Origin of the sequence: Pedobacter sp. PLR (assembly GCF_026239675.1) — a bacterium.
Lineage (GTDB): Bacteria > Bacteroidota > Bacteroidia > Sphingobacteriales > Sphingobacteriaceae > Pedobacter.
In genome coordinates, this window is the sequence record NZ_JAPIVQ010000001.1 from 625,331 (window position 1) to 647,979 (window position 22,649).

At 40.8% G+C, this 22,649-nt stretch carries 14 protein-coding genes; 4 read left to right on the forward strand and 10 right to left on the reverse strand.

Annotated features, from left to right (window positions below):
* Positions 1-4: 4 nt before the first annotated feature.
* The 7 genes from OQX61_RS02610 to OQX61_RS02640 all read right to left on the reverse strand — a co-directional run bounded on the left by OQX61_RS02610 (position 5) and on the right by OQX61_RS02640 (position 13,623).
* Complete coding sequence (locus OQX61_RS02610) at positions 5-2,800, reverse strand: sugar-binding domain-containing protein (protein ID WP_265840094.1); 2,796 nt, start codon at positions 2,798-2,800, stop codon at positions 5-7.
* 37 nt (positions 2,801-2,837) lie between these two features.
* Positions 2,838-3,824: a mannonate dehydratase gene (locus OQX61_RS02615; RefSeq protein ID WP_265840095.1), complete on the reverse strand. Its 987-nt coding sequence runs from the start codon at positions 3,822-3,824 to the stop codon at positions 2,838-2,840.
* 24 nt (positions 3,825-3,848) lie between these two features.
* Complete coding sequence (locus tag OQX61_RS02620) at positions 3,849-4,640, reverse strand: SDR family NAD(P)-dependent oxidoreductase (RefSeq protein WP_265840096.1); 792 nt, start codon at positions 4,638-4,640, stop codon at positions 3,849-3,851.
* A gap of 34 nt (positions 4,641-4,674) precedes the next feature.
* Positions 4,675-6,147 carry a RagB/SusD family nutrient uptake outer membrane protein gene (locus OQX61_RS02625; RefSeq protein WP_265840097.1) on the reverse strand — a complete coding sequence of 491 codons (1,473 nt, stop codon included), beginning with the start codon at positions 6,145-6,147 and terminating at the stop codon, positions 4,675-4,677.
* A gap of 33 nt (positions 6,148-6,180) precedes the next feature.
* Complete coding sequence (locus OQX61_RS02630) at positions 6,181-9,165, reverse strand: TonB-dependent receptor (RefSeq protein ID WP_265840098.1); 2,985 nt, start codon at positions 9,163-9,165, stop codon at positions 6,181-6,183.
* Between the two features lie 215 nt (positions 9,166-9,380).
* Positions 9,381-11,693: an alpha-L-rhamnosidase C-terminal domain-containing protein gene (locus tag OQX61_RS02635; RefSeq protein ID WP_265840099.1), complete on the reverse strand. Its 2,313-nt coding sequence runs from the start codon at positions 11,691-11,693 to the stop codon at positions 9,381-9,383.
* Between the two features lie 295 nt (positions 11,694-11,988).
* Complete coding sequence (locus OQX61_RS02640) at positions 11,989-13,623, reverse strand: ABC-F family ATP-binding cassette domain-containing protein (protein ID WP_265840100.1); 1,635 nt, start codon at positions 13,621-13,623, stop codon at positions 11,989-11,991.
* A gap of 150 nt (positions 13,624-13,773) precedes the next feature.
* Here OQX61_RS02640 and OQX61_RS02645 point away from each other — a divergent pair, with 150 nt between their 5' ends.
* Together OQX61_RS02645 and OQX61_RS02650 are read left to right on the forward strand one after the other, a co-directional pair.
* A complete protein-coding gene (locus OQX61_RS02645) occupies positions 13,774-14,463 on the forward strand; it encodes a DUF4142 domain-containing protein (protein WP_265840102.1) in 690 nt (229 codons plus the stop codon).
* 436 nt (positions 14,464-14,899) lie between these two features.
* Positions 14,900-17,479 carry a TonB-dependent receptor gene (locus tag OQX61_RS02650; protein ID WP_265840103.1) on the forward strand — a complete coding sequence of 860 codons (2,580 nt, stop codon included), beginning with the start codon at positions 14,900-14,902 and terminating at the stop codon, positions 17,477-17,479.
* 155 nt (positions 17,480-17,634) lie between these two features.
* On the opposite strand, the gene OQX61_RS02655 is transcribed toward OQX61_RS02650, so the two are convergent.
* Positions 17,635-18,192, reverse strand: coding sequence for a hypothetical protein (locus OQX61_RS02655; RefSeq protein ID WP_265840104.1), 558 nt, complete (start codon positions 18,190-18,192; stop codon positions 17,635-17,637).
* 487 nt (positions 18,193-18,679) lie between these two features.
* Here OQX61_RS02655 and OQX61_RS02660 point away from each other — a divergent pair, with 487 nt between their 5' ends.
* Together OQX61_RS02660 and OQX61_RS02665 are read left to right on the forward strand one after the other, a co-directional pair.
* Positions 18,680-19,384 carry an alpha/beta hydrolase family protein gene (locus OQX61_RS02660; RefSeq protein WP_265840105.1) on the forward strand — a complete coding sequence of 235 codons (705 nt, stop codon included), beginning with the start codon at positions 18,680-18,682 and terminating at the stop codon, positions 19,382-19,384.
* Between the two features lie 116 nt (positions 19,385-19,500).
* Positions 19,501-19,911, forward strand: a complete 411-nt coding sequence (locus tag OQX61_RS02665) for a RidA family protein (protein WP_265840106.1) — start codon at positions 19,501-19,503, stop codon at positions 19,909-19,911.
* Positions 19,912-19,994: 83 nt separating this feature from the next.
* Here the strand turns inward: OQX61_RS02665 and OQX61_RS02670 are convergent, their stop codons facing one another.
* Together OQX61_RS02670 and OQX61_RS02675 are read right to left on the reverse strand one after the other, a co-directional pair.
* Positions 19,995-20,834 carry an endonuclease/exonuclease/phosphatase family protein gene (locus tag OQX61_RS02670; protein ID WP_265840107.1) on the reverse strand — a complete coding sequence of 280 codons (840 nt, stop codon included), beginning with the start codon at positions 20,832-20,834 and terminating at the stop codon, positions 19,995-19,997.
* 33 nt (positions 20,835-20,867) lie between these two features.
* Positions 20,868-22,649, reverse strand: coding sequence for a RagB/SusD family nutrient uptake outer membrane protein (locus OQX61_RS02675; protein ID WP_265840108.1), 1,782 nt, complete (start codon positions 22,647-22,649; stop codon positions 20,868-20,870).

Genomic DNA, 22,649 nt, shown 5'->3' on the forward strand with positions numbered 1-22,649 from the left:
ATTATTAAAGTTTAACGTTCACAACTTTTGCATTCCATGCATGGGCAGTCAATACCGCCTTATCCTTTCCTTCACGCCAGTTTACCGTCATCGTTATTTCTTTCGTTTCACCTGGCTGTAACCATACATAGTTATCACTTGCATAAAAAGCTCTCTTTACACCACTGATATCTATTTTAGTCATAAACGCAGGTGTTGTACCTTCATTTTTAACCAGCATCGTAATTTCACTCTCGTCTTCAGCAACGACTTCATTGTGTTTTACTTTTAAAGAGAGCGTTGTATTTGTCTTCGCAACGGTTGGTTTCAACCATGGACCTTTATCCAAGGTAATCCAGGGTATAGGTTCATTAACATATTGATCATGGAAAGTTTTATCTTCCATTTTTGTCAGGCATCTCGGATAATAATAGGCGCTGGAAACAACCTTGCCAGCTTTGTCCCTCAACTCAGTTAAAATAAACAGGTACTTATCCTTATAATCAGCGGGAATAGCAAAACTGCCAAATGAGCCTCTGTTAACTGATGGTCCTCCCGCAATATTTACAGGCAATGTTTTTTTAGATAACTGTTTAAAACTATCATCATAGACAGTAACCGTAGCTTTATAGCCCTGATTGATGGCAAACAATGAATTGGTAATCTGCACATCCAGGCTCATACTTTCCCCCGGAGCCCAGATTAACCGTTCTATATCCAATGCAATATGAGTCGGTTCATACGTTCTTTTCAGAAAATAATAGGGTGCACCAGCCTGCCCAAACCAGTCCATCATCTGTATGGCAATCGCCGTCCAGTGTCTTCTGAAGACCCATGGCATGATTCCGGTTGTTACCGGATAGCTGCCCTGTACCTTTTCTGAAAGTACCTGATAAAATTCGCCGGCACCAATCTGAGTAGCTTCCGATATGGACTCCAGTGTAGGATCGCTCATATCGTCTATATGCGATGCACGGCTTAGCATACGTGGCACACGACTCGGTTTATACTCTGTAAAATGGTGTATAAATTCAGGATGCGAGGGGCCGAATTTCTTGTCCCACATCGTTCCCAGGTTAACAAATTCTTTCTGGTCTACCACTTCTCTGAATAAGCTTGCTTCAGGCATGCTGTGCATTCCCGTTTCAGAGATCCAGGCTTCTTTACCATAGCTGCGTCTGTACCAGGATGGGTCCATATCAGGGTAAGTATGGATACTGCCTCCATCCGGGGTAGTACGCACAAACATGCGACTGCCATCGAAAGTTTTGATATTTCGTTCCCAGATGCCCATGGTTGCGGCGTTACCTAAGGAGTATGCGTTAAATTCATTTCCTCCACACCAGATAACCAATGAAGGATTGTTGCGGATCCGGCAAATGTTATGCACTACCTGGGCCTCCCAAATATCCTGAGGATAGTCGGGTGTATCCTGGTTTCCGATAGGAAAATCCTGCCATACCATAATACCGAGCTCATTACACAACTTGTAAAAAATATCAGTCTCAATTAAGCCACCGCCCCATATTCTGACCAGCTGTACGCCCATTTTTTTTGCGGCAGTCAATGTCCACCGATAACGTTTTTCAGAGGCATCCAGTAACACATCCTGTGGGACAAAGTTCATTCCCTTCACAAATATTTTCTTACCGTTTACTACAAACTGCCAGTTTTCAAAACGATCTCCTGTACGTGGACCCGCACTCGCAATGCGTTCTATTACCCGGATCCCAAAGTCAAAAGCAATTTTATCCACTACTTTACCAGACCTGATCAGCGACACTTTTACCTGGTATAAATTAGGATTACCTAATCCTGTTGGGTTCCAAAGTCTGGGCGCAGGCAGGTCAATATCTTCTTCAATCCAGTTTCGCCCCTCATAGGCATCTACAGAAATAAGCCTGGTAAATACTTTCTGATTGCCTGAATAAAAGGCTACATCCAGTTTAAGATCCTCTTTGGACGGGATAAATCCCATCCCCTTTTCATTCGGATGACGCAACTGCGCATTTTTCCAGGGATGCAAAGTTTGCCGCAGGGAATTATTGTTCACAAACAGTTCTGTTGACAAATGAAGCTTCGCGACATTACCTGTAACAGATTTGGTCACCAGGAATGGTCTTTCAATGTGAACTTTGGGTACAATCTCCAACCTGATGCCCTGCCATATACCCATTGAAAAAAAGCTTTCGCCGCCAAGGCCTCCGGATATGGTCCATGGCTTAATGATCCTGCCACTATTCCATGGGTCATAACCTTTACGTTTGCTCATGTCTTTCGCATTGTTACTATCCAGGGGTATCTTATCGAAATCTGTCGCTTTATTTCCCCAGTTTCCGGCACGCAGCTCCACTATAATTTCATTTTCGGAACCATAATTTACAAAGTCGCTGATGTCGGCATTTGGTCCGCCAAACATCCCTTCATGTACTCCTACAAGTTTCTGATTAACCCAAATCCTCGTGAAGTAATCAGCACCATCAAAACATAGGAAATTGTAATTTCCTTTTGCTGTCAGCGGCAGGTTAAACCTTTTTTTATAATACCATACCTTTTCGTCAGTGAATTTATAGAAATCCGCATTTTTATTATAATACGGGTGAGGAAACTTTCCTGCTTTGTACAATGACCATTGAATGGAATTGGGCACTGTTGTTTCAAATGCATCCTTTTTTTTAGCCAGGTCTTTCAGATCGGTAACCTGCTTATCCATATAGGATAATTCCCATTTGCCTGATAAATCAATATGCTGCGCATCAGTTCTGGCCTGGATATACCAGGGTTGCCAGAGGTCCTGGGATTTAACCAGTCCAACGTTCATTATCAACTGGACAAACAATATCCAAACGTATATCTTTTTAAATTCCATGTTCATCTTTTATTTCCAGTGCATCCATGATCCCTTTGATGTAGCCTACACCAAATAAACTCCCATTTATAGTATAACCGTGCTGTGCATTATCATCTCCTGCCATAGATGGTACATGATCGGAGCGTAAAGGGCCGGTAAATCCGGCATCACGGTAGCCCCTGAACATATCAGGCATATCTGTTGGCCCGTCATCATGAAAGGTTTCTTTAAAATTGTTGCGATTACCTTCAACATCCCTGATGTGAACAAAGAAGATCTTTTTACGCTGGCCAAACTCGGAGATCAACGCTTTTACATCTTCGCCCATGGTGGTATAAGTACCCTGACAAAAGGTTAAGCCATGCGCTTCACTGGCCGACATTGACAATGCCCTGCGGATATCATTTGCGTTCTTAAAAATCCGGCCAATACCTCTTAATGGCGAAACCGGGGGATCATCAGGATGCAAGGCCAGTTTTACACCTGCTTTTTCTGCCGCAGGTAAAACCCTTTCCAGGAACCAGGCATAGTTTTCCCAGATTTGTTCCTCCGTAACTATCCCCACCTCTGTTAATGATAGCTGCTGTGCAGCCTCTATTTCAAATCCGTTGACCAGTGCGCCGCCTCTTGCGTTAATCCTGGTATTGGTCCTGAACCAACCAATACCAGCCATAAAATTATAGCAAAGCAGGTGAATACCGAGCTTGCCCATATTTTCAAGCATCTGGCAATAATGCGCTATATCCTCCTCCCTCCCGGGTAAACCCAATTTGATCCGGTTCATATCAAACTGATCACCTTCCATGCCGATCAGCTCAAAACCGTTATCCTTAAAAATCTGTTTAGACGCGGCCAGGGCATCAAAATCCCAGGGGGGCAAGGTGCTGGTTAGTTCGGGCGCAAGTTTGGCTATGGCATATTTAATCCCCATTTGCCTGCTTAACACCCATTTCTGGTCAGGCTTATTCCCAAAAAACAAAAAAGAGAGTTTCATCTATTGATCTATTAATATTGAATTTCAACTAGTAGTATAGGATTGTGATTTTACGAAACCTTGCTGCAGTTGCCAGCCACCATCTATTTTAATCGTGGTCCCTGTCATATAACTTCCCGAGGCCAGGAGATCGGCAATCATAACCGCAACCTCCTGAGGGCGACCTAACCTGCCCAATGGGATATGATCATTTACCATTTTCAGCTTTTCAGGATCCTGCCATACCGCAGCATTCATATCTGTTTCAATGGCTCCGACTGCAATTGTATTCACTTTAATCTGATGTGGGGCAAGCTCTAAAGCAACGCCTTTCATTAAGGTTTCCAAAGCAGCTTTGGTAGCGCCGTATACGCTTAAACCGACACCAGGCTGAATCGCATTGATAGAAGTAACCGTATAAATACTTCCCTCAGTTTGCCTGGAAACCATCAACTTAGCAACTGTTTGTGTTAAAAACAAGGTACCTTTAAAGTTGATGTTTGTAAAATGGTCTACATCCTCCTGAGTCGTATCTAAAAAATGTTTTTTATAAGATACACCTGCATTATTTACCAGGAAATCAATTCCATTAAGTTTCTCCCATGCATCCCCTGCCAGCTTTATAGCCTGGTCTGCATCACTTAAATCAGCCTGTAGAATATGGCTCCGACCACCAAAGGCAGATATTTCATCAGCAACCTGCTGTGCTTCCTGTTGGTTTACACGATAATGGATCAGCACTTCCGCACCCTCCATTGCCAGCTGCAACGCTATGGCCTTTCCTATCCCACGGGAGGAACCAGTTACTAGTGCTTTTTTACCTTGCAATCTTTTCATTTTGTTTTACTTAAATTTCCATTAATAGTAACTATTAATAACCCGGGTTCTGGTCTTTAACCGGATCTAAGGCTTTATTAAAACCTAGCTCAGAAACTGGTATCGGCCATAAATAATGTTTGGCAGCTATCGTCTTTCCTTTTGTCGCCAATATAATTTCAGCTGCTTTGCCCGTGCGTTTAAGCTCCAGCCAGCGCTTACCTTCGTATTGAAATTCGTAGCCCCGCTCTTTGATCACCAGGTCAAGAAATGTTGCGGCATTATAATCCACCAGTTTAAAATCAACTGCAGAAGGTTGAAGCGGGTTTTTACCATATGCCCGGCGATGAACTTTATTTAATGCTTCCATTGCTCCTGCGGTCGGTCCATTGGCGGCCCGACTGGCAGCTTCCGCATAAATCAGCAACAGGTCGGCGTAACGGTAAAACGGCATATCATTTCCATGGCCAGTTTGTGAGGTTGCCAGCGGATCAATAAACTTTTTATTCAAAATTGAATTCCCGTCAAGGCCTATATTATAGGGATACCAAAGCCCTTTTCGGAAATCATTATTGTCCCAGTTTTTATAAACTGCATTAGTCGTTTCACTATGTAAGCCATAAAAACCACCAGCTCCGCTAAATTTGGTACCTGGATGATTTAAAAACATGACAAAGTAATTCCCCAATAAATTCTGTCTGGCAAATTTGATATAGAATATCTCTTCGGGGGTCGTAACAACCGCCGCACCAAATATCTTTTGCAGATCATCAGTAGAACTGATCGGAACTAAGGCATATTTATCATAGGCGATCACTTCATTCGCTTTATCTCGTGCTTCCGGATATCTTTCCAACTGCAGATAAACATCGGCAAGCAATGTTTTCACAGACCATTTTGTAGGTCTTCCAGATTGCGTTTGTATGGCTGGCAAATTGATTTCTGCATCAAGAAGATCTGCGATGATCTGTTTGTAAACTTCATCCGCTGTGTTTTTTTTGGCATCAACAATGGTCATATTTGCCTCCGTACGGATAGGCACACCTCCCCAGTTCCTGACCAGAAAAAAATAGTTAAAGGCTCTTAAAAACTTCGCTTCACCTACGTTGGTATTGATGTCTGCCTGACTAATAGACTTACCATTGGGTGCATTTTTTATCACGAAGTTGGCGTTTCTGATGCTCAGGTAAAACAAATCCCACATTGAACCTACCCTGGTCACATTGGTTGAATTTAACCCCTGAAAATCATTCAAAGACGCATAACTCCCTCGTCCTAAAGCGTAATCTACATAACAATCAACCTGGGCTATGTAACCAGGCAGCCCATTAATATCCCTGTATGGTGTGTAAATAGCATTTACAGCGGCCTGAACTTCAGACGCAGTATTGTAAAAGTTTTCTGCCGCCAAAGATTTCGGATCCTCAATGAGTTCTTTCTGGCAGGCAGAAAAAGAGATCAAAAGTATTAATCCCGATAATCTGTTTAAGCTTTTTAAAAAGCGGTATGATTTCAGTGAATTTCGCATGTCTTTATAAGTTAAATGATAACCTGTCTGTGATTAAAAACCGGCACGAAGGCCAAAATTGTAAGTTTTTGAATTTGGATAACTGTAATAATCAAATCCCTGGGCTGTGGAATTTGCCCCACCCCGCGAATTATTTTCAGGATCCCATCCGGAATATTTTGTGAACGTCAATATATTCTGTGCACTTGCATATACCTGCAGACGTTTGACCCAGCCCAGTTTTAACTTTTCAACAGGCAGATTATAAGCCAGCTGAATATTTTTTAAGCGCAGATAAGCACCACTCTCTACAAAACGGTCGGATGCGGTCGCGGAAGTACTGTTACTAATGACCGGATATTTCGCATTGGTATTTGTTGGTGTCCAGTGGTTCAGATACACATCCCTTTGCATATTTAAGCCATAACCGTAGTCAATCGTATTGTTGATCGCACTGATATTGAAAATATCATTACCATGTGCGCCCTGTATGAAAAAGGTAAACTCAAAATCTTTAAAGCTCATCGTGGAGTTAAGGCCATAAGTAAAATCAGGATTGGGATTACCTATATAGGTTTTGTCCGCTGTAGATATTGCACCATCACTATTTAAATCTTTATACCTGATCTTCCCCTGTTCCGTATAACCATCTTCTACGTAGCCATAAAAAATACCGATTGGCTGACCTTCACGAAGTATGTTGGCATAATCATTTACCGCAGACACATTAAATGCGCCACCAAGGATATCCTGACCACCATATAGTTTAACTACTTTATTGCGGTTAAAGGATATATTAGTGTTTACATCCCATGTAAATCCGCCTGTAAAGGGCTTAAATTCCAGGCTCAGTTCCAGCCCTTTGTTACTTATTTCTCCCACATTCTGGATTGTCGTCGTAAATCCTAAAGAAGAAGGCAGCTGAACCGCATTTAGTAAATTTCTTGTGTTTTTAATATAATAATCTGCGGTCAGATAAATTTTATTACTGAATATCCCGAGGTCTATACCGATGTTCTTTTGCTCCGTGGTTTCCCATTTCAAATTTCCCGGCAAAACTGTTCCAGGTGCGTAAGTGGTATACAAAGCATCATCAAATACGGTCTTACCTGACACCAGCTGGTTCAATGTTGCATAAGGATTGATGGCCTGACTCCCTGTATATCCCCAGCCAAGTCTCAGTTTCAGATCAGAGATAACACGTGATTCTTTTAAAAAATCCTCGTTAGAGATACGCCATGCCAGGGCAGCTGAAGGGAAGTATCCCCATTTATTACCGCTACTGTATTTCGATGATCCATCAGCACGGAAACTTACAGTTGCTAAGTACTTACTATCATAACCATAATTTAAACGTCCCAGATAAGATAACAAGGCAGATTTAACATAAGATGACCCAGGGATACCTGGTGTATTTGCTGCACCCAGATCAAAAGTTTTACTGATGTCGCTGATATAGCCATTACCACTTCCCGATAAGGAAGTGTTTAAAAAATCCTGGTAGGTAAAGCCCGCCAGAGCTGAAACGTTGTGTTTCTGATTAAATATTTTATTGTAATTAATCGTATTCTCATTTAATAAACTCGTGGCCTGTGTGGCCGACACATTTGCGCTTCCGGTTGAATTAATGAATTTACGTGTAACATAAGCATCATTCCTGTCATCAGAATTCTCTACACCTCCTGAAATTTTAATACTCAGCTCAGGTAAAATTTTATATTGAATTGATCCGTTGGCCAGCACTTTGTTGGCTATAGTGGTATTACTTTGCTCGTTTATATAATTTAACGGATTTGCAGACAGATAAGGAAAAGTCGTTGAAATGGTCTTGTAGCTTCCATCATCATTGAACGGACTAAGTGTTGGTGCCCCGGAGATAATGGCAGAAATCAGCGATCCGCCCCTATTGCCGCCGATGCTCGGCTGTGCTTCAGATTTAATACGTGTTAATGTGGTAGAAAGGTTAACACTGAACTTTTTACTGATTTCATGATTGATACTACCATGTACAGAATACCTGTCATAACTACTGCCTTTGATAATTCCATCCTGTCCAAAAATACTTGCCGCTATAGAGAACTGAGTTTTATCCGTTCCACCGCTTACACCGAAAGACATTGTCTTTATTGGTGCTTTTCTGAAAGAAAGATCCTGCAGGTCAAAACCCTTCCCCATACCTGCTATCTCCTCCTGTGTAAAATAAGGCTTCAGCTTATCATTTGCCGCCTGTTCATTATAAAAAGTGGCATATTCCTGTGCGTTCATCATATCCAGTTTCTTCCTGAGCGTCTGAATGCCATAGCTGGTTTCAAAACTAACCTGACTTTTGCCTGCTTTGCCTTTTTTAGTGGTAATGAGTACGACCCCGTTGGCTCCCCGAGATCCGTAAATAGCGGTCGCACTGGCATCCTTTAAGATTTCCATACTCTCAATATCCGAATTGTTGATTACCGAAGGATTACTCCCCGAGATAGGAAATCCATCTATTACGTATAAAGGTTCGTTACTGCCCTGTATAGAATTTGTACCACGTATTCTTACACTTACACCCGAACCAGGGGCACCTGTATTCTGCAGTACCTGGACTCCGGATGCCCTGCCTGATAAAGCCTGAAGTGCATTTGTTGAAGGATAAGAGTTGATGTCACGGGCTTTAACCTGCGACAAGGATCCGGTGAGGTCACTTTTCTTTTGGGTACCGTAACCGATCACAACCACCTCATCAAGTTTATTGTCTTTCGCCTGCAGCGTAACATTAATCTCTGCTCGTGCATTAACCGGTACAACAACTGAATCGTATCCTATATAGCTGAACGTTAATACCCCATTTGAAGGAACTATGATGCTGTATTTACCCTGGTTATCAGTTCTGGTAACAGTTGAAGCACCATTTAGCTTTACAATAACACCTGGAAATCCTTGTTTTTCATCGGGAGAAGTCACCTGACCTTTAACAGAGATGTTGTTTTGAGCATACAGGTTTTGCGCTGTAAAAAAACAAAATAGTATGCCCAACAAGCACATTAATTTTGATCGCATAATATATTTGGTTAAGTAAAATTTGGCTATTTCATTTTATATTATAAAACGATGTTTTACAATACGCAAGTAAATATAGACATGATAATCACATTTCCAAATATTTTTTATTTTTTTTATCCGACTACCCTACTGATAATCAAGCAAAAAGACAACAAAAAAAATTGAGATCAGGCAAAGCGAATAAATTCTAAAAACATGGGTAGATATGGTTTTTACAGTGATTTTACCAGCCAGATATGCTTACCCGGGCTTACGTTAATCAGCTTCCAGAACTTCCCTTCTGGTATAGCTTTCATCACTTTACCATTCTTAATAATTTTATCATTCCCTGTGACGCGGGGTAAATAAATTATTCCTTTAGAATTAGGGGGAAGTGTAACCTGTAATTGAAAGGTCTGCGCTTTTTTATTAAAAGAGACCTCAATCTTTCCACGTAGGGTTGAAAATTGCAGATCAGCATAATTTAGCGTTCCTGGTTGTGGTTTTATTTGCATCGTGGCAAAAGAAGGCGTAAGCGGTTCTACACCCATTAATTTCCTGACAATTATATTAGCCGGGGCGGCTCCCCAGGCATGATTCCAGTCCTGATTCTTTTTGTACTCAGTACCCCAGGCTTCTGTGGTCATGGTCGTGCCACTACGCAGCATGTTATACCAGCTTCGCTTATCAACCGAAGTTAATAGCTGTAAAGCATACTGATCCTCATTTACATCGTACAAGGCATCCAGTAAGAACTGAGCTCCATAAACACTGCAGGCCATCCCTCTGGAACGGATATGCGCGATCACAGCCGGTTTATTATTTTCAGGTACCAGCTTAAATGCAAGTGCAAACATATTGGCATGAAGTGAACGATGTGTTGTTCCTTCCCCGTCATTTATTAAGCCCGTTTTTCGATCGATAAAAGCAATTTTAAAAGCTGCTTTAACTTTAGCTGCCTGTGCTTTAAAAAAAGCAGCATCATTTCCCTCGTTCAGTACGGTTGCCAGTTCCTGCATACATAAAAGTGCCTGATAATGAAATGCATTTACTACTGAATTATATTCCGTAAAGACAAACCCATCCGTTTCACCTGCTGCATCTTTATCTAAACCATATCCACCTTTCTGCGGCCAGTCTACAATATCCTTTAGTACCGTATTATCATTAAACCTTTTAAAATGAATGGAATTGGTAAAGACGGTATCTTGTTTTCCATTCCGGGTGCTAATGAGCCCATCCGGACGGCCCAGTTTGAGCAGCAACTTAGCTTTGAGCTCCGGATAAAGATATTTTACTGTTCTGATATCTCCAGAGTAAAGATAATCGTTCCAGGCAATCAACAGGTTTTGTAAAGACCACTCTGTTGGCCAGGTCGCATTATAAATAAGATAATACAAAGACCTTTTGGCCATATTGAATTCGGCGTCTGAAGCATAGTGAGACAATTGATTAATGAGCGCATCTGCTTCGTATGGGATCCGTTCACGGTCGCCGTCTATGTATAAACCTGTAAATGAAGTGGCTTTGATGGTATATTTTGAGAGTTCCCACACTTGATTCAATAGCGTGTCAGAAGATTTAAACCTTACGGCATCATCATCAAAAAGATAATTTACGGTATAGCGGAATACCTGTTCAACGGCTACATCTCCTGCGGGCTTTTCAATCTCCACATAACGAAAGGGCAGTACTTCAGCAATATAATCCGGCATAAGTATGGCTTTAGCACCTGTGTTTTGCTTATTGGCAGTAAATCTAAGGTCATAACTATGCCGTCCTTGTTTAAGTGGTAAAACCAGTAAACGATAGCGGATGGTTCCCTTTGGTATCCTGTCAACCCTTCCTTCCGCATCAACAGATTCTCCAACATGTATCCTCAAAGTATCATGATCGGTTCTGGCAATAGCCAGTACATTTAATTGTCCGAAGGCATCCTTTTCAAAATCGTAGAAGAGATTCTGATCCGCCAGTTGTTTTGTGATCAGCGGATATTGTATCGCTTTTGTAATCGGATAAAATGGAGGCTGATAATCTTTTAAAACTTTCGCTGTCCTAAACGCGCCCTTTGCGGAGAATGCACTTTCAGCACCTTTATTGTTCCAGACTTTTACCTTCCAGTAGTAAACCGCATTGGTATCGAGTTTACCTCCATTGTATAATACCCCGGTATTTTGATTCCCGGAAACCTTTTTCGAATCCCAGACATCTCCGGAATCCGTATCGAGCTTCCGGACTGAAGAGGCTACCAGAATCTGATAAGCAATTTGATGACTATCCGCAGAAACATCGTTCATCAGCCAGGCAAAAGTGGGTTTTTGATTAGCAATTAATGCCATTTGGTGGGAAAACCCGGAATCCTTTGCTTCCTGAAGTGAGAGATTTGTTAACAATCCATTTTTCCAAACCTTATCCGCGTGTAAAAGCAGGTCAACACGCAATTGAGAGGGTACTTTAAGCGATTGTGCACTTGCGGTCGTAATGAACATCAATAAAAGCGCGATGGAGAAAAAATATCCGGCAATACGTAACGACAAGTGGTTCATGGGCTTAAGTTGTTTCTTCGGTTGATCTAATATAGGGAGCGATACCTCATACTACCAAGAAAAAACCTGGATTAAGTCCATAATTCTTGAATTTATCTGTAGAAAAACTATAACAAAATGATAATTTCAAGACTACCTCAACCCATAAGATATAAAAATAACAAATACTAAAAAAGCCTTTAGACATCGTCTAAAGGCTCCAATAAATATATTTTTTTAATCATCTTTCCCGGTTGGGAAAGGTTTCTGTACTCATTAGCGGGTATACTTTGAGCTTATGGAGATAGACACCTTTTTAGCTTTGTTCGATTTCTTTTAAGCTATCCATTTTCTTGTAGGCAAGAAACCCTTTGATATCCTCAAAATGCTCCCGGACACGCTTATTACCAAACTCAAATACTTTTTCTGCCAGCCCATCCAGGAAATCACGATCATGGGATACCAGTATCATAGTGCCATCAAAATCTTTAAGGGCGTCCTTGATAATATCTTTGGTCTTCATGTCCAGGTGGTTGGTTGGCTCATCCAGGATCAATACATTTACTGGCTCTAACAGTAACTTGATCATGGCTAAACGGGTTTTCTCTCCTCCTGAAAGCACCTTAACTTTTTTCGTGGTATCATCACCACTGAACATAAAGGCGCCTAAAAGGTCCTTAATTTTTATAGAACCATCGCTGAGTGGAATCTGGTTAATGGTTTCGAATACCGTCATATTTTCATCAAGCAATGCAGCTTGATTTTGGGCAAAGTATCCAATCCTGGCATTGTGACCAACTTTTAATTCACCTTCAAAATCGATCTCGCCCATGATGGCTTTGATCATGGTCGACTTACCTTCACCATTTTTACCAACAAAAGCCACTTTTTCTCCCTGTTTGATCACCATTGATGCTTTTTCGAACACCACATGATCGCCATAGGTTTTAGTAAGCTCTTCTACGATTACCGGATATTGACCCGAACGCGGCGATGGTGGGAATTTCAGGCGCAATGCTGAAGTATCCACTTCATCGATCTCAATAACTTCGAGCTTTTCGAGCATCTTCACACGCGACTGCACCGACAAGGTTTTGGAATAAACCCCTCTAAAACGATCTATAAACTCCTGGTTATCTGCGATAAAACGCTGCTGTTCCTCATAAGCTTTCAATTGGTGGATACGTCGGTCTGCACGCAACTGGAGATAATGGCTATATTTTGCTTTGTAATCGTATATTCTACCCATCGTTACCTCGATGGTACGATTGGTAATGTTATCTACAAAGGCACGGTCGTGGGAAATCACCATCACTGCTTTAGCAGAGTTGATCAGGAAATCTTCCAGCCATTGGATACTCTCGATATCCATGTGGTTGGTAGGCTCATCCAATAAGATCAGATCTGGTTTCTTTAACAGAATTTTTGCCAGCTCAATGCGCATGCGCCATCCGCCAGAAAACTCAGAAGTTTGACGGGTAAAGTCTTTACGCTCGAAGCCTAAGCCTTTTAATACCTTTTCTACCTCTGCATCATAATTGACCTCTTCGATCGAATAAAACTTTTCACTCAGTTCAGAAACACGTTCAATCAGTTTCATGTAGTCATCACTATCGTAATCGGTACGAATAGTAAGCTGCTCATTCAACTCATCAAGCTCTTTTTGCATCTGGTTTACCTCTTCGAAAGCTTTCATCGTTTCTTCAAAGACGGTAACCTTATCCTGGGTGAGGAAATGCTGTGGCAAATACGCTATTACCGCATCCTTTGGACCGGTTACGTTACCAGAAGTAGGTTTTGACGCATTGGCAATGATCTTTAAGATGGTCGACTTACCTGCACCATTCTTACCCATCAGGGCTATCTTATCGTTCTCGTTTATCGAAAAGGTTACATCGCTAAACAGGGTGGTTCCGCCAAATGAAACGGATATGTTATTTACATTAATCACAGTATGGGAATATTGAATTATGGGCAAATATAAGGGAAAGACATCGGATTATGCTGAGAGAAATAAAAGGGCGAAATTCTGCATTTTAATTAGCTTATCTTTGTGGTATTAATATAGTTTTGATTCAGCATCTAACTTAATCAGGGAACCATGAACACACTTCGAATAATCACAACTTCAATCCTATTATCCTGCCTGATCTATTCCTGTTCAACTTCCAGAAATTCATCTGCTGAGGGGAAAAGAAAGCGCAGTAAAATTACAACCATCAATCCTGGTATAAAAAACCCGGGTAGGTCTGTTATTAATGCTAGTGGTGACGGGCTCACACCCGGAATCAGCGAACCAAGAGGTGCTGGTTCAATGATAAACGCAACCAACATAGCCAGTAATGCAATTGGAAGAGCGAACACTTTGGCTAAAGGGAAACAACAGAACTTAGAAACACTGACAGATGCAGAATTGCTCAATAGAATGGCCACAGCTCAACTAATGGAAATCAGTGTGAGTAACAGAGCTGGTCGTACAGCGACCAAAGACAATATTAAAAACTATGCCGGCATGATCTCCTCCAATCATACAGAGATTCTGAAGGAATTGAAAAAACTTACTTCGCAGAAAAACATAGTGCTCGAGAAGGAAGTGCTATTGCGGGGCACTCCTAAAACAGATCTGGATTTTGTTAAAATGATGGTTGAAAGCAACCGAAACATCATCAACATTTATACTATAGGCAGTAACTCTACTGATCCTGAGCTGAAGGCATTTACGTTGAAACAATTGCCAATATTGAAAAAGCACTTAGCGGTTGCTCAGGAACTGAGTCGCGAAATCAAGTAAAACAGCATCTGACCGGAAAACCCATACGTTTTTCCCAGCCTACCTTTTCAGGCCTTAAAAAGCCAGAAAACTCTCTTTTCAAATAAAAACTACAAAATCCATAGATTTTATTGATTTAATAAAAAAGAATACTATCTTCGCATTATAAAAACAACCCTTAACAAACTGGATCACAATGAAAACAGACTTACATTTCATCAAAATGAAAAGAAAAACAGCTAATGCAGGAATGCCCTTTCCATTAGACTGTAACTGTTGTTGTTGATTCTGATCAGTAATCACTGAGGAAGACTAAAACGTCTACAAATCCTATAATATATTTTGAAACCTGGCTGGATGCTGAAAACATCCTTATGGCTTTGCTTTGCAATTTATCTTTTACAAAAATCACCGAAAACCAACGCGTAAAACCAACAAACTATTTAATATTAACAAGATGAAAAAACATTTATTTATTATCCTGTCCTTTATCCTCACGGCAAATTATGTTTTTGCCCAAAGTGCGATAACAGGTGTTATAAAAACCAGTAACGGCACCCCGGTACCACATGCAACAGTATTGATAAGAGGCACTAAAATTTCTGCAATGGCAGATGCTGAGGGCAAGTTTAGCATCGATTCAAAACAAGACCTTCCATTTTACCTTCGGGTAAGTTCAATTGGCTACAAGTCCCAGGATTTTCAGATTTTAAAACTTCAGGAAACACCTTTCGAGTTAATACTGATTGAAAGTGAACTACTGGATGAGATTGTGGTAACATCCAGAAGACGTTCGGAAGTGCTACAAGATGTGCCTATCGCAATCACTGTAATCGGGGGACAAGCTGCAGAAAATGCGGGGGCTTTTAACGTTAACCGTTTAAAAGAGCTGGTTCCTTCTGTACAGTTATATGCATCAAACGCCAGAAATACAACACTTAATATCAGAGGGCTAGGCTCAACATTTGGCTTAACCAACGACGGTATTGATCCTGGAGTAGGCTTTTATGTAGACGGAGTTTATCAGGCTCGTCCGGCAGCTACTTCTACAGATTTTCTTGACATTGAACAAATAGAGATCCTTCGTGGCCCGCAAGGAACCTTGTTTGGCAAGAACACTACTGCAGGTGCATTTAACATCACTACAGCAAAACCAACTCAAACACCCGGCGGAAAAGTTGAATTGAGTTTTGGGAATTACAACTTTATGCAAGCGAAAACATCGGTTACAGGAGGTATTGCAAAAGATCTGGCAGCAAGATTATCCATTTCCGGAACTCAACGAGATGGTACAATTTACAATACTAAAGAAGAACGTAGATACAGCGGCCAAAACAACCTTGGTTTTAAAGGTCAGCTATACTATACGCCCTCAGATAAATTACAGGTATTATTAAGTGGAGATGTCAGTATTCAGCACCCTGCAGGGTACCCACTTGTAATTGCAGGCGTTACGACTACAGAAAGAAGCCCTTACCGCCAATATGCCCAGATTATTTCTGATTTAGGTTATCAGCAGCCTGTAGCAGACCCTTCTTCCAGAAAAATCAATACCAATACGCCATGGAAACATGACCAGTCAATTGGGGGTATATCCTTAAATGTGGATTATAAGATAGGCAACGGAACGCTTACTTCAACTACTGCATGGAGGTTCTGGAATTGGGATCCTACAAACGACAGGGATTTCTCTGAATTGTATGCACTGACCAAATCTCAGGGGAACTCCCGCCATGATCAATATTCGCAGGAGTTTAGATACGCAGGTAATATAGCTGAAAAAATAACCGGCGTAATTGGTGTATTTGCCCTTGGTCAGAATTTAAAAGGACTAGACCAGACCGAAGAGGTTGGTAAAGACCAGTGGAGATTTGTACAAACAAGTAATACCGGTGCCCAGGCACTATACTCAACACCCGGCTTGTTAGATGGCTATGGTATCAAAACCAATTCAACGATCAAATCATTAAGTACCGCTGTATTTGCACAGGCCGACTGGGAGTTTCTAAACCACCTGCATGTGTTACCAGGCTTAAGATATACTTATGATAAAAAAGATGTTGATTATGACAGGGTAACTTATGGAGGCCTGCAAACTTCAAATGCAGCGTTACTTGCACTTAAAACCGCCGTTTATAATAATCAGCAATTCAGCACCAGTGTAGACAACAATAATTTGTCTGGTAATATCACCTTGTCATACCGACCTACGACTAAGTTAAATGCTTATGGAAATTTCTCTACCGCTTATAAACCAGTTGGTGTTAACGTAGGTGGCTTGCCAACAACTGCTACCGGAGAAGCAGACTTGTCTGTGGCTATCGTAAAACCAGAATATGTTCAGCACTATGAATTAGGTGTTAAAAGCAAGCCATTTAAAGGTGCAATTGTAAACGTTAGCGCATTCAATACAGATATTAAAGACTACCAAACCAATGTGCAATCCCCACAACTGGGCGTAAACAGAGGTTATCTTGCCAATGCTGAAAAAGTTAATGTAAAAGGTTTGGAAGTCGATGGGATTTATCAATTAGGCAGGTTCTTAACTTTAAATGCTGCTCTGGCCTATCTGGATGGCAAATATGTGAAATTCACAAATGCCCCATTGCCATTAGAAGAAACCGGTCATACAGAACTCGTTAATGGTGTAGCTACACAAGTGGCGTTTAAAGATGCTTCAGGAGGCAGATTACCAGGGATATCCAAATGGAATGTTTCTGGTGGTGCAGAGTTCAGTAATCCGGGAAGTCTGGCCAGCACAGCAGGTAGATATTTTATTGCTGCCGATGCCAGTTACCGTTCAGATTATTCTTCAAATCCTACACCTTCACGTGTATTAGTCGTAGAAGGTTATTCATTGTTGAATGCCCGGTTAGGATTTAAATCCGATAAATTCTCCCTGTTTGTTTGGGCCAGAAATATCGCGAATAAAAATTATTACGAACAAGTACAGGCTGCAGCAGGTAACGCTGGTTTATATGCCGGGGTACTTGGTGATCCAGGAACTTATGGGATTACACTTCGTTATTCTTTGTAAGATCGTTTAGCCATTACTTGAAGAAGCCGCCTCATATGTAAAATATGAGGCGGCTTCTTTGTTAAAGCTTTCCCACCCTCGCTGCAATATGGTCATCAAAACCACACAAAAAGTCTTATCATCATTCCATTTACTTTCAGCATATTACTTGAATATTAGCTATGCTGCCAGCATCTTCCTCCTCCAGAAACGACACGTTTACAATACCCTCCGGTTTTATTCTTTGCACCGCATACTGAAGAGGTGGGTTTTGTATTTCCTCCACTAGAGCCAGACCCGCCGCTAGAACCAGCAGAATAACTACCATAAATCATCGATTTTTGTCCCGAATTAACATTATATAATAAATCAAAACTATTGTACCCTAAGCCTCCATAAATCACTTCATTGTTCTTTAGGATATAAGCATCAATACTTTGATAAACACTGTTAGTAGTTCGGATGTTGATTTTTAAGTCTACGGCATCAGCCTTTTCGAAAGAATAACTCCACTTTCCATTAGTATTGGTTATCTTCTTAATGCTTTTATTTGTATCCATGAATTGGATTTCACAAGCTGTACAGGTTACTTCATAGGAGTAAATTTCCGTTTTAATCACCTCTTCTGGCTCCTGATTTTTTTTGCTACATGAGGAACAAAACAGGATTAATAAGGAAAATATTACAGCGCCTAAACGGTTCGTATTATTTCTTCTTTCGTAGATTTTTCGCATTAAATGTTACATTTTAATTGTTCAACATTCAAAAGTATACAGTTCTGGATTGCTTATCTTACGGGAAGCCGTAAACCTTTAGCAATTCATATTTCCATGCATTAAGATCTTAACCAACCCCGGTTAGAATGGATTTAAAATTATGAATACTGTTTTTCAAATTACCCCTGGTATCTTAATTCAATTTACACTGGACTACCGGGACCTCCAACTAACCCGAAAAATCAACCTAATTAATCATTAACCAGAAACTACATCCAACTACTCCCCTCCCATAATCACTTCCATTCAAATGAAGGAAAGTATTTAGTAATAGCGAGTCCCTCAACATATGTATATGTTTTAAAAAATGAGCAGCGATACCTTTGCCTGCAACAATTAAAACAAGAATACAATGAGAATATTATTAGTTACCTTATCTGTACTGGGTATCGGGTTTCAAGCCTTTTCCCAGCAGGTTGACACCTTAAATATCTATAGTTCTTCCATGAAAAAGGAAGTCAAAACACTGGTGATTCGTCCTTCATCAGCCACAGAAAAGAAATTACCAACAGTTTACGTTTTGCATGGTTATAGTGGTTATCCAAAAAGAACAATAACGCAGGATATTCCAGCTTTGTTAGCGCTTAGCAAAGAGCTGAAAATGATGTTTATTTTACCTGATGGAAATTATGACAGCTGGTATGTTGACAGCGAAGTTCAAAACTCCAGGTACGAAACATTTATTGCCAAAGAATTGGTGGATTATGTTCAGAACCACTATAACTCAGACCAATCAAAAACAGCAATAATCGGTTGGAGTATGGGTGGACACGGTGCCTTATATATTGGAGCCAGGCATCAAAACACGTTTAAGGCCATTGGCAGTTTATCTGGCGTAATGGACTTTACACCTTTCGGAAAGGAATACGGAGTACCAAAAGCATTAGGAGAAAATCTTGAAAACTGGCATAAATACACCGTGATGTCTCAAATAGAAAAACTAAAAAACTCCCGCCAAAAAATTTTTATTAGCTGTGGAACAGAAGATCCATTAATTGAACAAAACCGGAAATTACACCAACAACTTCTCTTATTCAACATTCCTCATATTTACGAGGAAAGACCTGGTGAGCACAACGCAGCCTACTGGTCTAAAGCAGCAATTACTCAACTAATTCAGTTAAATCAATTCTTTGCAGCCTATGAATAATTATTTTAAAGGCCGTTTCAGGACACAAAAAAAACACCCTGATCTCCTCAATCTTCATATTATCATTTTCAGCCTGCTCAGCACCTCAAAATGATAAAAACATAACTCCAACCCCTATGACCAATATCATTCACAAAAACCCAAAAACACTCTTTGACCCTACCCCATTCGCCTTTTCGCATGCGACAAGCAGCGCGGATAAAGGAAAATATGTATTTATATCCGGGCAAAGCGGTGGTCAGGATTTAAAGCATACGCTCTCCAAAGATTTCAGAACCCAGGTTAAATTCGCTTTGTCAAACTTAGAAACTGTGCTTAAAGCATATCACTTAAAACCTGATGATGTACTTAAAATCACCGTATTAATTGTGGACCATAATCAGGAAAAACTCGCGATATGGACAGAAGAAATGCATCAGGTATGGAAGAACAATAAATTCCCGGCTAGCACCTTAATTCCTGTTCCAAAGTTAGCATTAGATGATATGCTGGTAGAAGTTGACGCTATTGCTTTTATGCCGGAATAAGCAGGAATTAAAACAGCCGCTCAACTGAATACAAAACTCAATTGAACGGCTGTTAATTTAAACGCTAACAAACATCTTAAATACTACTTCAACATCACGTCTACCAACACCGGAAAATGGTCCGAAGGAAATTTCCCATGGTAAGTATCCGTTAAAATCCCCCACCTGCTGGCGGTAAAACCTTTCGTTACAAAAACATGGTCAATTACACCAAAACCCTTCACATCTGCACCGAAAGAATTGAAAGAAGAGTTGTTTCTATATGGGTGTTCTACCTGACTAAAAGTATCCGTTAAGAAGTCTGATGTCGCTAATATCTTGTAACTATCACCATTATGATCTACATTTAAATCACCGGTAAATATTGCCGGAGTATTCCCTGCTATTTCCTTGATTTTAGCCAGAATCAACTTACTGCTTTCTACTTTTGCCACCTTACCCTGATGATCAAAATGTGCATTAAAGTAATAGAATTTTTTGCCGGTTCTTAGATCCTGAAGGTATAACCAGGTGCAGATCCTGTTGCAGCAAGTGGCATCCCAACCTTTACCTGGCTGATCAGGCTTCTCCGACAACCAGAAATCGCCCTTTTTCAGCAATTTAAACTTGTCTTTTCGATAAAATATAGAAGAGTGTTCTCCGCCCTCTTTACCGTCATCACGACCTAAACCATAATGTTCATATTCTGGTAAAGCCTTAGAAAGATCATCCAGTTGATTTTTTAAACCTTCTTGAATTCCGAAAATATCATATTGATGGAATCTCAATAAATTAGCGGCTACCGGTGCCCGTTGCTCCCATAAATTCCCAACATCACCCTTGTTATCATATCGTAAATTAAAAGTCCCAACAACTAGTTTCTGAGCAAATAGCTGACTACAGGTAAGTAAAAGAAGTACTACAGTAATATTAATTTTTTTCATCGTGTTATATATTTTAAAAGATCATTTAATAATTTACCAACCTGGATTCTGTCCCAGCTTAGGGTTCACAATCCTATCGGATTCCGGAATAGGATATAGATAATTTTTAGCTTCAAAGGTTCTCGTTACGGTGGTTAACCAGGTCAGTTCGCCGGAAGTATCATTACTTAAGCGCTGAGGATTTACCCCACCATTTGTTGTTGGGGCTACATTGATATAGTTTACACCGGCAACAGGATTTGCAGGCATCACTTTATAAAAACATACATCCAATTTACCATCACCATTTAAATCCATAGGTACATCTAATGCAGGAACATAAAAACCATTCCATACTTTGGTCATTAATTCACCATGTTTCCACCTCACGATATCATCAAATCTAAGGCCTTCCAATGCCAGCTCTATTCCTCTTTCCCTTCTGATTTCTAACAGGGAAGCGTCAGCCACATCCGGGAAATAGTTTTGCATCATATAAGTATCCGCAACGGTCGGTTTAGTGGTTAAACCACCTTTAATTCCGGCACGCTGTCTTAAAGCACCAATTGTTTTTGACCAGTCGGCATCCGTAAAAGTGCCTAGTTCGGCTTTTGCCTCCGCATAATTCAGTAAAACTTCAGCATACCTTAAGATACTTATGGAGTTCACATTCAGAGAACCACCATCATATTTTGTATCATCCAGGGTCCATTTTATAGGTTGATAACCGGTATAGGTATAAGAAAAAATCGGCGGTGCAGCTTCTGGTGTACCTCCATTAATACGCTTATAATCCCCCATTCTGATGGTCTGTTGCAAACGTTTATCGCGACCTTTCACCTCTTCTACAAAAGGCATCGTCTGGTACCCCGGTGTACTGGTAAATGGCGTACCGTCAATATTCAGGTAAGTATTTACAAAAGTACGTGTAAAGCTTAACCTGCTGCCATAAGTAGCACTGGTCCAATACCAATTGGCGTCATTATAGATGGCCAGGTTGGCATCAGCAACAACAGAAAGCATGATTTCTGAACCTACAGGAGCCGTACTCGTAAACAGTTGGCGGTAAGAAGCATCTTCGCCAGCACTCGTATTCAGTGTAAAGCCAGAAGTCTGCATGGTTGTCGCCGCCGCAGTAGCCGCTTCCGTTAGCCATTTATCAGCGGTAGCTGTCAAATTCTTTTCCGGATGGTATTTTCTGAAAGTACCTTCGTACAAACATACTCTTGATTTAAAAGCCAGAGCGACAGATTTCGTGATCAACGTTTTAGAATTATCGCCGGAGCGGCTGATATTGGCAATCGCAAAATCAAGATCCGCCAACACCGAGTCCATCACTAAAGCTCTTGTATCTCTTCCATTATACAATGCAGGATCGTCTACTTTTAAAGTTTTGTTGATCCAGGGCACATCACCATATCTTTTCACCTTTTGAAAGTAAAAGAAAGCGCGGAAAAACCTGGCTAATCCCTGGTATTGCTTTCTTACCTCCGGACTCACCTTTGGATCCACATTATTCTCTATAAAAAAGTTAATGTTTCTCAGTTTCCTCCAATCCCAGCCCTTTTCTCCCTGGGCAGTTCTGGAATTATAAGCACCGGCAACCAGAAAATCCGGCGACTGACTTCTTGCTCCATAATCAGACATTTCATCTCCGCGGTGCGTCTCATTTGCGGTAGGTAATACGTCATAAAAGGAATTGGCATACAATTCAAGCCCCTTCTCATTGCTAAATACCGAGGTACGGATTGCACTATCTTCAGGTGTCTGATCCAGCTTTTTACATCCTGTCATAAACACAGCAGAAAAAGCGAACCATAAACAGAATCTTTTCAT